This window comes from Fulvivirga aurantia (assembly GCF_009711475.1).
In the GTDB taxonomy this organism is placed as follows: Bacteria; Bacteroidota; Bacteroidia; order Cytophagales; family Cyclobacteriaceae; genus Fulvivirga; species Fulvivirga aurantia.
The window spans coordinates 1-14,906 of record NZ_SMMD01000900.1 but is presented as its reverse complement, the minus strand read 5'-3'; the positions used below and the strand labels follow the sequence as shown (position 1 = coordinate 14,906).

At 39.9% G+C, this 14,906-nt stretch carries 10 protein-coding genes; 8 read left to right on the top strand and 2 right to left on the bottom strand.

Annotation, left to right across the window (positions count from 1 at the left end; translation table 11 throughout):
• From E1176_RS15715 to E1176_RS15685, 8 genes are all read left to right on the top strand, one after another.
• A partial coding sequence (locus tag E1176_RS15715; RefSeq protein WP_155211765.1) for a DUF4837 family protein occupies nt 1–840 on the top strand: 840 nt, incomplete at its 5' end.
• A gap of 160 nt (nt 841–1,000) precedes the next feature.
• Nucleotides 1,001–3,280: an NADP-dependent malic enzyme gene (locus E1176_RS15710; RefSeq protein ID WP_155211763.1), complete on the top strand. Its 2,280-nt coding sequence runs from the start codon at nt 1,001–1,003 to the stop codon at nt 3,278–3,280.
• On the top strand, nt 3,277–3,870 hold the full coding sequence (ruvA, locus tag E1176_RS15705; RefSeq protein ID WP_155211761.1) for a Holliday junction branch migration protein RuvA: 594 nt from the start codon (nt 3,277–3,279) through the stop codon (nt 3,868–3,870). The genes E1176_RS15710 and ruvA overlap by 4 nt, the downstream gene beginning before the upstream one ends.
• Nucleotides 3,871–3,882: 12 nt before the next feature.
• The gene (locus E1176_RS21115) at nt 3,883–4,437 is read left to right on the top strand and encodes a hypothetical protein (protein WP_246206087.1); all 555 of its coding nucleotides are present in this window, start codon (nt 3,883–3,885) and stop codon (nt 4,435–4,437) included.
• Complete coding sequence (gene sov / locus E1176_RS15700) at nt 4,416–11,069, top strand: T9SS outer membrane translocon Sov/SprA (protein ID WP_343030548.1); 6,654 nt, start codon at nt 4,416–4,418, stop codon at nt 11,067–11,069. Before E1176_RS21115 ends, sov begins: the two co-directional genes overlap by 22 nt.
• A gap of 51 nt (nt 11,070–11,120) precedes the next feature.
• Nucleotides 11,121–11,501 carry a glycine cleavage system protein GcvH gene (gcvH, locus tag E1176_RS15695; protein WP_155211759.1) on the top strand — a complete coding sequence of 127 codons (381 nt, stop codon included), beginning with the start codon at nt 11,121–11,123 and terminating at the stop codon, nt 11,499–11,501.
• 1 nt (nt 11,502) lies between these two features.
• Nucleotides 11,503–11,862: a VanZ family protein gene (locus tag E1176_RS15690; RefSeq protein WP_155211757.1), complete on the top strand. Its 360-nt coding sequence runs from the start codon at nt 11,503–11,505 to the stop codon at nt 11,860–11,862.
• A 74-nt stretch (nt 11,863–11,936) separates the two neighbouring features.
• Nucleotides 11,937–12,611 (top strand): energy transducer TonB, encoded by a 675-nt coding sequence (locus E1176_RS15685; protein WP_155211755.1) that lies wholly within the window; start codon nt 11,937–11,939, stop codon nt 12,609–12,611.
• A gap of 167 nt (nt 12,612–12,778) precedes the next feature.
• Here E1176_RS15685 and chrA read toward each other — a convergent pair whose 3' ends face one another.
• Both chrA and E1176_RS15675 read right to left on the bottom strand, forming a co-directional pair.
• Complete coding sequence (gene chrA / locus E1176_RS15680; protein ID WP_155211753.1) at nt 12,779–13,954, bottom strand: chromate efflux transporter; 1,176 nt, start codon at nt 13,952–13,954, stop codon at nt 12,779–12,781.
• A gap of 3 nt (nt 13,955–13,957) precedes the next feature.
• Complete coding sequence (locus E1176_RS15675) at nt 13,958–14,905, bottom strand: isopenicillin N synthase family dioxygenase (protein ID WP_343030547.1); 948 nt, start codon at nt 14,903–14,905, stop codon at nt 13,958–13,960.
• Nucleotide 14,906: the final 1 nt, after the last annotated feature.

The window sequence follows — 14,906 nt, the reverse complement described above, 5'->3', positions numbered from 1 at the left end:
GTACTTAAAACGGTTAAGAACTTATTGTTTGTTGTTACATTAGATAAAAACACACCTGACTCTAAAGTTGTAAAGAACTATTTTACAAAATCTTCACTTCAAAAAATTAAAGATGATGCTGAGTTATTCCTGTACACATCCAGCGATGTTTACGCAAGAGGTCAGGAGGTTATGTACCTCTTTGGTCAGGATGAGAGCACTTTGATTGCCAACATTCAAAACAAAAAATCACAGCTTCAGAATTACTTCAATCAGGCTGAGAACGAACGCTTACAATACGGTCTTTATAAAGCTAAAGAGTTGAAGGGTGTAAGTGAAATGTTGGTCAAGGAGCATGATTGCTACATGCGTGTTCCTTTCGGTTATCAATTGGTAGTCAATGAGCCTGGTTTTGTATGGGTAAGACAAATTAACGATGAGAGTGATAAAAATGTATTTATCAGCTACAAGCCGTACAGATCTGAAAGTGCTTTTCAGAAAGACAGCATTATAGAGCTTAGAGACTCAATTGCTATGAGTCAGCTATTTGAAGACCCGGCTGATCCCTCTACCCACATACTGACCGAAACCAGTGTACCATACATCCCAGTGTTGAGCGAGCCAGTGACATTTAATGGCCATTATGCTATGGAAACGCGTGGGTTATGGAGAACTAATAACTTGTCGATGGGTGGACCATTTTTAAGTTACACACTCGTAGATGAAGAAATAGGCCGACTTTACTACATAGAAGGTTTTGTCTATAGCCCTGGCAAGAGCCAGCGAGAGTTTATGCGAGAAATGGAAGTAATACTATCTACTTTCCGCACAAAGGCCAACTTACCCAAGAGTAGCAACTAACTAGATATTTCTTAACTTTATAGCCTCTATCAGTAGCTCTTCATGAGCCTACTGAGTATTTAGAGTATACTTTAATCATTCTCTATTGTAGAAAATGATTAAAATAGACTATTGTGCTTACTTACAATAGTCTCTTCTTTTACTAGATAACGATAATTCCATGCCGATAAAAATACGTAAACAAGACGCCCTCAATTACCACCAGCAAGATCAACCTGGTAAAATTGAAGTTGTACCAACCAAAGCCTTAGGCTCTCAATTAGATTTAGCACTTGCCTACTCTCCGGGAGTTGCAGAACCATGTAAAGAGATTGCCAACAACAAGGAAGATGTTTACAAATACACCGCTAAAGGTAATCTGGTAGGTGTAATTTCTAACGGTACTGCAGTTTTAGGCCTCGGAGATATAGGTCCTGAAGCTTCAAAACCAGTTATGGAAGGTAAAGGAGTCTTGTTTAAAAAATTTGCCGGTATCGATGTTTTCGACATTGAGATTGATGAAAAAGACCCAGACAAGTTTATTGAAATTGTAAAATCGCTTGAGCCAACTTTTGGTGGAATTAACCTGGAAGATATTAAGGCACCTGAAAGTTTTAAAATAGAAAGTCAGCTTAAAAAAGAAATGAACATACCAGTCATGCATGATGACCAGCATGGCACTGCAATCATTTCTGCAGCTGCTTTACTCAATGCATTAGAACTAGTCGATAAAAAAATTGATGAAATTAAGATTGTAGTAAATGGAGCAGGTGCGGCCGCCATCGCCTGCACCAAAATCTACATGTCGCTAGGCGCTAAAAAAGAAAATATCGTCATGTGCGACAGCAAGGGAGTAATCAGAAAAGACCGCAAAAACCTTGATGAGATAAAGGCTGAATTCGCAACAGATAGAGATGTAAATCAACTGAGCGAAGCCATGAAAGATGCAGATTTCTTTCTTGGGCTGTCAGTGGCTGATATTTTAGATCAAAAGGATATTAAAGCTATGGCCAAAGATCCGATTGTATTTGCCTTGGCAAACCCACAACCAGAGATTGATTACAATTTGGCCATGAAAGCCCGAAAAGACATTGTTATGGCTACAGGTCGCTCCGACCATCCTAATCAGGTAAATAATGTATTAGGGTTTCCTTACATATTTAGAGGTGCCTTAGATGTGAGAGCCACTGCCATTAACGAAGAAATGAAACTGGCAGCTGTTTACGCTTTGGCGGATCTGGCAAAACAACCTGTCCCGGAAATGGTAAATAAAGCCTATGGTGATAGCACCATCATTTTCGGTAAAGATTACCTTATACCAAAACCTCTTGACACTCGACTAATTACCACTATTTCTCCGGCTGTTGCTAAAGCAGCTATTGAGACAGGGGTAGCACGAACCAAAATTAGTGACTGGGGTAATTATTATCACGAGCTTCAAAAGAGAATTGGCATTGATGATAAGTTAATGTCGAGAGTGATTAACAGGGCCAAGAAAGATCCTAAAAGAATTGTATTTGCAGAAGCGCACAATCCAAAAATTTTAAAGGCCGCTCAAATTATCCAGGATGAGAAAATCGGTTTTCCAATACTGCTGGGTAAAAGAGATATAATTCAAGGCCTAATCAATGAGCACAATCTGGATCTCGATGAGTGCCTTATAATGGATACTTATGAAGAGGATGATCGCAATAAGAAATTTGCAGAATTCTTCTATAACAAAAGAAAAAGAAAAGGTGTAACGCTTTATGAAAGCACCAAGCTCATGAGAGAGCGTAATATGTTTGGCTCTATGCTCGTGGAGCATGGCGAAGCAGATGCACTTGTTAGCGGACTGACCAAAGATTACCCAAAAACCATTTTGCCTGCGCTTCAGGTAATCGGCATGGAAAAAAATGTAAAGCGTGTCGCTGGTATGTACATCATCGTCAATAAAAAAGGTACTTTCTTCTTTGCCGACACTACAGTAAATGTAGACCCTACCTCAGACCAGTTGGTCGATATTATAGGCATGACTGCCAAAGGTGCCAGATTCTTCGATATTGAGCCAAGAGTTGCTGTTTTATCGTATTCCAACTTTGGATCGAGCAAAGGCGACCTGCCATCAAAAACGCAGGAAGCCGTAGCAAAAGCCAAGGAAAAATACCCTGAATTGGTTATTGATGGTGAAATACAAGCGAATGTGGCTTTAAACACTCAAATACAAAAAGAAAATTATCCTTTCAGCGATTTGGCAGAAAAAGGGGCTAACACATTGATATTTCCTAACTTAGCTTCGGGTAATATCGCCTACAAATTATTAATGGAAATGGGAGGTGCCGAAGCAATCGGTCCAATCTTACTCGGAATGAAAAAACCTGTGCATATACTGCAATTGGGTAGCTCGATCAGAGAGATTGTAAATATGGCAGCTATAGCGGTTGTCGATGCCCAGAGCCATGAAAAAAACAGAGGTCTATGATCGCATATTTAAAGGGTCGTTTGGTAGAAAAAGACCCTACACATCTGATTGTCGATGTAAATGGAGTTGGTTATTATGTTCATATTTCGCTTACCACCTATGCCGCTATTAAAGACAAAGAAGAGATTACTATACTCACTTATCTTCATGTAAAAGAAGATAGCCATACACTCTATGGTTTTAGCAAAGCATCAGAAAAGCAGATGTTTCTGAACCTGATTTCTATTTCCGGAGTCGGTCCCAGCACAGGTCTAATGGTTCAGTCTTCATTGTCAGCTTCTGAAATACAACAGGCCATCGTATCTGAGGATGTAAAGACTATTCAAAGTGTAAAGGGAATCGGTGGAAAAACAGCCCAGCGCATTATACTTGAGTTGAAAGATAAAATCAGGAAAGAGGGTGTAATTCAGGAAGATAGCGAATTATCTCCGACCAGCCACAATACTATAAAGGCAGAAGCGTTATCAGCCTTGCTGACGCTCGGAATTAAAAAACCAGCAGCAGAAAAAAGTATAGATAGCATCCTGAAAAATTCAGGAAATACAATTACTTTGGAGGAATTAATCAAGCTCGCATTAAAAAACGCCTAGTTGTTTCACATTTTGATTGGAAAGAGGTTCACTAGATCATCAGCAGTTCTATTTTTTGTTTTTACTATCCAATATGGCTTCCTTACTGCGAAACCTACATTTGGTGGCAAAAACTATGCTGCTTTTGGCCTGATTTTACAGCAGGCTGATACCTCTAAAACAGACTCAACCAAAAACGAATCTTATACTCCGAGTAGAAGGCCAACTTATAAGCCAAAAGATCGTTTTGGAGACCCGTTCAGCAACGAGACAAGCCCATCCCCACTGCTTTTACAAGATCCGGCAAGCTTACAGCTCGATGTTGAGATTGATACGGGTATGAACTATACCATTTACGAGAAAATTGGTGACTTAAACTACCGACCGACCTCGTCTATGACTTTTGAGGAGTTCAAGCAATATCAGGAGCGACAACAACTTAAAGAATATTGGAAAAACCGATCTGCCGGTTTAGATGGCGAAAGTGCCGTAAGTGGCCGAAACCTTATACCTCCAATCTATGTAAGCCCTATATTTGATCGAATTTTTGGTGGAAGCTATGTAGAATTGTACCTAGAGGATTTGTAACCCTCGATTTTGGAGGAAGATGGCAATTTGTAGACGATCCACAGCTACAACAACGGCAAAGGCGCAATGGTAGCTTCGAATTTGATCAGCAGATAAGCATGAATGTGGTCGGTAAAGTGGGCGAAAAGCTCCAGGTTACTGCCAATTTCGACAACAATAATTCCTTTGATTTTGAAAATGACCTGAAGGTAGAATATACTGGCTTTGAAGAAGATATTCTTCAGAAACTAGAGATTGGTAATGTAAGCTTGCCACTTAATAATAGCCTCATTACTGGTGCTCAAAACCTATTCGGAATCAAAGCCCAATTACAGTTTGGTCATTTGTATGTAACAACGGTTGCCTCCACTCAGAGAGGAAAAACTGAATCTATCGAGATAGAAGGTGGCGGAGTACAGGGAAGAGAATTTGAGTTATTAGCATCAAACTATGATGAAAACCGGCATTTCTTTTTAGGTCATTTTTTCAGAGATAACTATGAAAAGTGGTTACAAACCATCCCAAATGTAAACTCAGGTGTAAACATTAAACGTGTTGAGGTATATGTCGTAAACCGTAACAACGACACGCAAACCTTGAGAGATGTTGTTGGTCTTATGGACCTCGGTGAGGCCGAAGAGAGAAATATTTACAGGAACTTTGTTAATACTACTCCTCCTCCTGGAAACGCAAACGCAAACGAGGCAAATGATTTATTTGCCGAGCTTATCACAATTCAGGACAGATCCTCAGTAAACATTGGTGGAAAGTTGGAAAATCTATATGCCTCCGGAAAATTGGAAGATGGCCTTGATTATGAAAAAATCACAAGTGCGAGAAAACTCGGAGATCAGGAGTACACCTTCAACAAAAGGTTAGGTTATATCACGCTATCGCGTAAGCTGCAAAACGATGAAGCTTTAGCAGTAGCTTACGAATATACATACAACGGTGCTGATTATCAGGTTGGAGAGCTTTCGGAAGACTACACCAATCTCAACGAAGATGAGGTAGTGTTCTTAAAGTTGTTGCGTCCTCGAAAAATCAACATTTTTGACCAGGATAATGAGCGTATTCCTACCTGGGATTTGATGATGAAAAACATCTATAATCTAAATGCGACCAATGTTAATCCTGAAGGATTTCAATTGAGGGTAATTTATAGAGATGACCGTTCAGGTATCGACAACCCACAGCTACAGGAAGGCAGTACGGCCAGCACTAAGCCGTTGATTCAAATTTTAGGCCTGGATCGTTTAAACCCTAACAATGACCAGCAGATGGACGGTAACTTCGACTTTGTTGAAGACCTGACCATCAATACAGAAACCGGGTTGATCATTTTCCCCTTTCTACAACCATTTAGCGATCCTTTGAGACAGGAGTTTCAGGGTGATGCCCGAGAAGATGCACTCATTGATAAGTATGTTTATGATGAATTATATAACAGAACCAAAGCTGATGCTGAGTTAGTAGCAAGTAAAAACAAATACTTTATCACTGGTTTTGTACAAGCAGGTTCTTCCAGTGAAATTGTAATACCAGGCTTTAATATTGCCGAGGGTTCCGTGAGAGTATTTGCCGGGGGATCACCATTACAAGAAGGCACCGATTACCAGGTTGATTACAATTTTGGCCGGGTTAATATCATCAACGAGGGAGTGCTTAACTCAGGAAAGAAGATCACCATTTCTTACGAAAAAGCCGATTTGTTCAACTTCCAGTCACGTACACTTCTTGGTACACGATTCGACTACAGACTAAACGAAGATGTAAATTTCGGAGCTACACTACTGCATTTAAATGAGCGTCCGCTAATTTCTCGTATAAGTGTTGGAAACGAACCTACACGTAATACGAAATATGGCTTTGATGTAAATATTAGAAAAGAGTCAAGGTTTCTTACTAAGATGCTGGATAAGCTACCTCTGATACAAACCAAAGAACCTTCCAGTATAACTTTCAATGCCGAGTTTGCTCAGCTCATCCCGGGCACATCTAATATCGTAGACGGAGAAGGAACTTCCTATATTGACGACTTCGAAAATACTGCCACTCCTTTTTCTCTAAATAACCCACTCAACTGGCGCTTAGCAGCTACTCCAGAAACTGAGAATGATCGATTTTACGGAGCACAAACTATCAGAAAATCTACTGCCCGAAGAGCTAAACTAGCCTGGTACCAGGTCGACAATTTGTTTTATAGAGAAGACAGAAGAAAGCCTGATAACATCACAGAGGAAGAGTTAGAAAACCACTATGTGAGGCGTATCAGACCTCAGGAAATATTTAAAAACCTCGACCAGAATGTTATAAACTTTCAGCAGATCTTCGATATGGCCTACTTCCCGGAAGAGCGAGGCCAGTATAACTACAATGAAAACTTAAACCTCGATGGTACACTTCCTAACCCAAGGCAAAACTGGGCAGGTATTACCACTGCCATTCGTTCTGAAGTAGATTTTGACAAATCAAACGTGGAGTACATCGAATTCTGGCTCATGGATCCGTTTATTGATGGCCCCAATGGACAAATTAAGGTTGGCAATGAGACCACCACAAACTCTACCGGTGGAGATTTATTCTTCAACCTGGGAAGTGTCTCGGAAGATGTAATGCCAGATAGCAGGCATGCCTTTGAAAACGGGCTACCACCTGACGGAAATTTGGCTACATCATCTGCGGTTACTCTAAACGAATGGGGGTATGTAACCACCCAGCAGTTTATAACCGATGCGTTTGACAATGACCCAGCCTCAAGACCAAACCAGGATGTAGGACTCGATGGAGCGAGTGATGACATTGAAAATGATATTTTTTCAGATTTCATAAATACCAATCAAAATGTGCAGGAAGACCCATCTGCAGATAATTTCAGGTATTTCTTAAGCTCTACATATGACCAGAATGATGCTGGTATCATCGAACGTTATCGTGACTTCAATGGTATGGAAGGTAACTCTCCGGTTTCTACAGGAGATATTTCTCAATCTGCCACCAATGTACCTGACAATGAAGATCTGAACAGAGATAACACCTTGAGTGAGTTAGAAGAGTATTATGAATACAAAGTACCACTCAGACCTAATCAACTGGCCCAAAACAAGTATGTGGTAGATCAGGTAAGCAATGAAGTAAATGGTGATAATGTAACCTGGTACTTGTTTAGAATCCCTGTAAGAAATCCGGATGGCAAGTTTGGAAATATCAACGGTTTTAAATCCATCAAATATTTACGGATGTATATGACCAACTTCTCGCAACCAGTGGTTTTGAGAATGACTAACTTCCGATTCGTAGCCAGCAGATGGAGAAGAAACCTCACCAGTCTTGATGATCCAACTCTAACAGATAATCTCGAAACTGACGATTTCAACGATTTCACCGTATCTGTCGTAAATGTTGAAGAAAACGGTACCGTAAGTGAAAATGCCCCCGCCTATAATTTACCGCCAGGCTTAGATAGAGACAGAGACAACACTTCTTCCGTTGAAAGAAGACTAAATGAGCAGTCTGTACAGTTATGTGTAGATGATCTTGAGGATGGAAAGGCAAGAGCCATAGTAAAGCAGGTAAATGTAGACTTAATCAATTATGGCCGAATTAAGATGTTTTTACACGCACATGGCGATGTAGAGGATGATGAAATGACGGCCTTTTTAAGATTAGGTACCGATGTAGATTCTAACTACTACGAAATTGAAGTTCCTCTGAAAATCACGGATATCAACGTAACAGACAGAAGAGATTTATGGCCACTTGAGAATGAAATAGACCTCGACCTGGACGAATTATATGGCCTTAAGTCAGAAAGAGATAGGCTTAACATTCCGAAAAGCACCGTTTTCCCTGACACGACAGGTGGTAAGCAGGTAGGTAATCAGAGAATAAGAGTAAAGGGTAATCCGGACTTAAGTTCTGTTCAATGGCTTACCATAGGTTTAAGAAACCCAAGGGATAATGGACTCAGACAATCAGTTTGCCTGTGGGCCAACGAACTCAGAGTTACAGATTTTGACCGAACCAAAGGCTGGGCAGCCAATGCTACTTTAAATGCCAAGCTTGCAGATTTTGCTAATGTTACTGCCAGTGCGAGACACACTACCTTTGGTTTCGGTGGCATACAATCAAAAATTGCTGAAAGAACACGGGAAGAAACTACCTCCTATGATGTTTCGGCCAATGTTGCGGTTGATAAATTACTCCCAGAGCAACTTGGTCTTAAGGTGCCGATGTATGTGAGCTACGAGAAAACTACGATTAAGCCTAGGTTTGATCCGGCCAACCCAGATATCACGCTAGACGCAGCGTTGCTCAACAGACCTGAAAACCAACGGGAAGAGTACGAAGATCGGGTAATTGATGAGACAACCAGAAAGAGTATAAACTTTACCAATGTAAGAAAGGAAAAAACCAAACCAGATGCTAAAAAGCATATTTACGATATAGAAAACCTGTCGTTTACTTATGCTTATAGTGAGGTTTTGAGAACCAATTTCAATCTTCAACAATACTCAAAGCGAACCTATAATGCTGCTGTAGCCTATAACTATAGTCCTACAAATGAAGGTTGGTCACCATTTAGTGAGTGGAAAACATTTAACTCTCCATGGCTTCAGCTCATTAAAGATTTCAACATTAACCCTATACCTACCAATATAGGCATCAGAGCAGATTTAAGAAGGCAGTTGGTTACAACCGTCTACAGAAATGATGAGTCTTTAAATGTAAATAATCAGTCGAATTTTGAGAAGTACTTTACGCTAGATCGTAATTATAACTTGCGTTGGGATCTTACAAACAACCTTCTAATCGATTACAATGCCAGAGCAAATGCCATTATTGATGAGCCTAATTCTAATCCGGAAGGTGGTTTTAACGAAAACAAAGTTTTTGTAAGTAAGGAAGAATACAATGATTCTATCTGGACCAACCTCAAGAATCTAGGTCGTATGAAAAACTTTGACCAAAGCTTAAGCGCGAATTATAGATTACCACTTGATAAACTACCTATCACCAATTGGTTGAATTCAGACTATCGATACCAGGCTAGTTATTCATGGCAAGCAGGCCCTCTTTTTAACGAGAATAATGACAGCGACATAGACCTCGATTTCGGAAACATCATTCAAAACAGCAGAGATAATACGGTAAATGGAAAAGTTGATTTGGTCAAACTTTATAATAAAATCAATTTCCTCAAAGAGATAAATACACCTGCTCGAAATAGCCGCGTGAGTTCACTAAGAAGACCGGCTAAAGCTGATACGGTGCAAACCAAGCCTGACAATAAAGGTCTCAAAGGAGTAGCAAGATTCTTAATGTCTCTTAGATCTATAAATGCAAGCTATACATTGCGAGAAGGAACCTTATTACCCGGGTTTACACCTCGAGCTTACTTGTTCGGTCTGGACAGCAGTTTTAATGCCCCGGGTATACCATTCCTACTAGGTTCTCAGGATCCTGACATAAGACTTGACCTTGCACAAGATGGCTTAATTATAAAAAACCCGAATTTAACTACCCCTTTTACGCAAACCAGAACGGTAGATTATAACCTACGAGCCGATGTTGAGCCATTCAAAGATTTCAAGGTTCAGCTCAACATGAAAAAGACTAAAAGCACCTCTTTTGAAGAAATTTTTAGATTCAATGAAGGTGATAACCAATTCGAATCTCTCAGTCCGGCACGTTCTGGAGGGTATGCCGTTTCTTTCTTATCGATCGCTACAGCCTTTGAGAAAACCGGAGACAATAACGAGTCTGAAGCCTTCGGTACATTTGAAAACAATCGATTCGACATTTTAAATCGATTTAGACAGGAGACCGGTATAGAATATGACTCCAACAGCCAGGATGTGGTGATCCCTGCCTTTATCGCAGCCTATACTGGTAAATCAGTTAATGATGTAAGTCTAAGTCCTTTCCCAAGCACTCCACTTCCTAATTGGCGTGTAGACTACACAGGATTAGGTAAGATTCCGAAATTAAAAGAAGTGTTTCAGTCGATTAGTCTTACTCACGGTTACAACTCAAATTATAGTGTTTTGAGTTATACAAATGCCAATGAATACAATGATGGTTTAGGGTTAGAAAACAATATAGAAGACTATAATGAATCGTATTTCGGAACATTAAATGGTCAGAACATACCAACCTATGTGATTAGCCAGGTGACCATAAGCGAGCAATTTGCTCCTCTTATTGGCGTAAATGTGCGGACCAACGACAGGGTTTCAATCAAGGTAGAGTATAAAACACAGAGAGATTTAGCGCTTAATATTACAAACTCACAGGTTACAGAGGTAAAAAGCAATGATTTGGTAATAGGCGTAGATTTCACAAAAGCTAATTTTAAGCTTCCATTTAAATCTCAGGGTCGTGTTATCACCCTTAAAAATGATCTTACTTTTAGAATGAATTTTACGATCAGAGATACAGAGACAATTCAACGAAGAATCGATGAATTAGCAACCGTGACCAATGGTAGTCTCAACATTCAGATAAGGCCAAACATAAGTTACGTGCTAAATGAAAAACTAAATCTTCAGTTTTATTTCGAGCGCAATATCAACGAACCGAGTATCTCAATTTCCCCTCGTAGAGCTACAACCAGAGCCGGTTTTCAGGTACGATTTAGTTTAGCTCAATAAAATTTCTGCATTACAAAAAAGAATGTATTTTTGAGCCAAAAAATAAGCGAAATGAATATACCAGCAGAATTAAAGTACACCGAAGATCACGAATGGGTTAAGGTTGATGGCGACACTGTAATTGTAGGTGTTACCGACTTTGCTCAAAATGAGTTAGGTGATATCGTTTACGTAGAAATCGAGACTGAAGGTGAGGAGATTGAAAAGGGAGAAGTTTTTGGAACAGTGGAAGCTGTGAAAACTGTGTCTGATCTTTTTATGCCTGTTTCAGGTGAGGTTATCGCTGTAAACGAAGAGCTTGAAGGGTCTCCTGAAATCGTAAATGAAGATCCTTATGAAAAAGGATGGATGATTAAAATCAAAATCTCTAATCAGGAAGAGATTGAAGAGTTACTTTCTGCTGATCAGTATAAAGAGGTAGTAGGAGGTTAATTTGATCAATAAGTACACTATTGGTACATTTATATGGGCAGCAGGCATACTGCTGCTCACACTTACACCAGGTAAATCGGTACCCGATTACACCTTATTTTCTTATGACAAACTAGGGCACGCATTCGTGTTCTTTGTCTTAGCCGCACTCTTAAGCAAAGGCTTATATCAAAGCAATGGCAAACGCAATTTTGCCATACTCATTACATTACTTTTTACTGCAACATATGGTATGGCTATAGAGATAGCCCAACACTTCATTCCTGACCGAGGCATGGAGTGGTATGATGCCCTAGCTAATGTTGTCGGATCTTTTTTAGGGGTCTGCTTGTTCTATATCAGTAATGTGGTAAAAGCATAACATGTTTTTACAAATGTTTTGTATATTTGATGTTCACGGTTAATTAAAAAATACCCAAATAAAAACACTGGATAATGGAAGCTAAAAAAACTGACAAGGCTGACTTAGGTAAAAAATCCGGACTATTCTTTAACATAGGGCTATTTGTATCAATTGCATTGGTAGTAGTAGCTTTTGAATGGAAAGATTACGAAGACGGAGAGCTAGTAGACCTAGGCCAGGTTACAGACGATTTTGAAGATTTGATGGAAATACCACCTACGGAGCAACCACCTCCCCCTCCACCAAAAATTCAACAGCCTGAGATTATAGAGGTTCCTGATGAGGAAGAAATTGAAGAAGAAATCGAGGTCGATCTTGACGTTGAGATTACTGAAGATGAAGTTATCGAAGACATCATCATCGAAGAAGCACCAGAGGAAGAGGTCGCTGAAGAAATCTTTACCATTGTTGAAGATCCGGCTACACCTCCAGGAGGTATGCAAGCTTTCTACGAGTACGTAGGTAAAAAGCTTAAATACCCTGCTCAAGCGAGAAGAATGGGTATTGAAGGTAAAGTATTCGTTCAGTTCGTTGTAAACGAAAGAGGAGAGCTTACTGAAGTGAAAGCAGTAAAAGGTATCGGTGCCGGATGTGATGAAGAAGCTGTGAGAGTAATACAGCAAGCACCAAAGTGGAGTCCACCAAAGCAGCGTGGTCAGCCAGTAAAACAAAGAATTATTCTTCCTATAACGTTTAAGTTAGGATAATCTGAATAAATAGAATTTAAAAGCCTCAGCAAATGCTGAGGCTTTTTTTATGCCTACACATTTATTGATGTACCAATCAGCTTGGTTTTATTCTACGATTATGTGGCCGTTGATTTTATGTGGCCATTTACTAAGAGTTAGAGTTGACCATTGGCTGGTATTAATACCTAAAGGATAAAGCCTGCTGCCAAACCGCCTAAGATTATTAGTGGTGCAGGAACCTTCGTGAACTTTAATAAAGCAAAGGTGCCTATTGTAATGGATACATTTAGAGTATTGGGCTCTAAAGGCAAAAACATTAAAACAGCCGCAGCTGTCACCATACCGGAACTGGCCGCATTTATACCCTCGAGTGAGGCTTTTACTATCCTATACTTCTTTAACCCCTCCCAAAATCTTACTACAAAGAATATTAAAAAAGTACCTGGTAGAAAAATACCCAGACTAGCTACTAAACCACCCAATATTTGCCCGCCTATACCATACGTTCGCATAGAAAGAGCGCCAATGTAGGCACAAAATGAAAAGACCGGCCCTGGTAACGACTGTACCATAGCATAACCGGAAAGAAACTCTTCTGATGTCAGGTACTGCTTAAACTCTACAAACTCAGTGTATAAAAATGGAATGAGCACCTGTCCCCCACCAAATATCAAGCTTCCACTTCTATAGAAGTTTTCAAATAATCTTACAGGTAGGTATCTGGTGATCCCACCCAAAGCAGCCGCTAACAAAAATACACCGGCCCATAATAGAAAATTAGACCATTGTATTTTGATACGGTCCTTTTCCTCTACAGGCTGTCTTTTATACTTAAGTGCTGTAAATGCACCACTTATCAGCAAAATTACCGGAAATGCGTAGGGTGAATTGAGATAGAATGAGCCTAACGCAGAGAAAATTAAGATGGTGACGGCCGTTTTAGTCTTTATGACTTTAAGACTAATTTTGAGTGCTGCATAAGCTACAAAACCAACAGCCATTGGCTGTATAAATTTTGTAAACTCAATACTCATGTTCTTGGCATGGAGCTCAGACATAATAACACCTGCTGTAGTCATAATGAGAACAGCAGGTATCATCCAAACTAATAAAGTTAAATAAGCAAGATTTGGCCCGCCAATCTTAAATCCTATGGCGGTTATGGTTTGGGTAGATGTAGGACCTGGCAATATTTGACAAAGCGCATTAAGCTCTATTAGATCCTCCTCAGACAAATAACCTCTCTTCTTGACCATACGGTCAAATAACATCGCAATATGAGCCTGAGGGCCGCCAAAAGCGCTTACAGCCAGTATTAATACATCTCTTAAGAAAATGTAATATCGTACCCGCTTAAACAATCGTTACTTCTTGAGCCCGATTTCTGCCAACCTTTGATTTAGAAATTCCCCAGCGGTAATATCTTCAAATTGTTTAGGGTGTTCTTCATCTATACAGTTTGATAAGCAGCTCAAATCCATTTCAGACCTTGGGTGCATAAAAAATGGTATAGAATATCTTGATGTAGTCATTTTCTCCTTAGGTGGATTAACAACCCTATGTATGGTAGACTTTAATTTCTTATTTGTCAATCTTTCTAACATGTCTCCAACATTTACAACCAACTGATTTGGCAATGCCGTGATAGGAATCCACTTTCCATCCCTTCTAAGCACTTGTAAGCCATCGGCACTTGCTCCCATAAGCAATGTGATTAAATTTATGTCACCGTGCTCTGCAGCTCTTACAGCGTCTTCTGGCACCTCATCCGGATTTGCAATCGGGAAGTAATGTATTGGCCTTAAAATACTATTGCCATTCTTTACTTTAGCATCGAAATAGTCCTCTTCCAATCCAAGGTAAATAGCGATGGCCCTTAGCATTTCTATTCCGGTTTTTTCCAGGCGCTTATAAACCTCAAGTCCTACCTCTTTTAATTCCGGCACTTCATTTACCCATACATTATCAGGGTACTCTTCTTTTATTGGATCATTATCAGTTACTTCCTGGCCTATATGGAAAAACTCTTTAAGATCACCGGTAGACCTTCCTTTGGCATGTTCTTTCCCTTTGCCAATGTATCCTCTTTGACCAGCCAGTCCTTCAATCTCATACCCGGTCTTCACGTTATCTTCCAGCGAGAAAAACTTTTTTATTGACTCGTATAGTTTCTCTGATAGTTCATCAGTCAGGTAGTGGTTTTTTATAGCCACAAATCCGATGTTGTTATATGCTTCGCCAAGTTTTTTTACGAATTCTTTTCTTTTCTCAGCGTCCCCTCCGGTAAAGTCTTTGAGGTCCAATGATGGCACC

Bases quoted from the DNA above. Each gene is read 5' to 3' on its own strand.
- E1176_RS15710 (WP_155211763.1), top strand. From the start codon at position 1,001: ATGCCGATAAAAATACGTAAACAAGACGCCCTCAATTACCACCAGCAA.
- ruvA (WP_155211761.1), top strand. From the start codon at position 3,277: ATGATCGCATATTTAAAGGGTCGTTTGGTAGAAAAAGACCCTACACAT.
- gcvH (WP_155211759.1), top strand. From the start codon at position 11,121: ATGAATATACCAGCAGAATTAAAGTACACCGAAGATCACGAATGGGTT.
- E1176_RS15685 (WP_155211755.1), top strand. From the start codon at position 11,937: ATGGAAGCTAAAAAAACTGACAAGGCTGACTTAGGTAAAAAATCCGGA.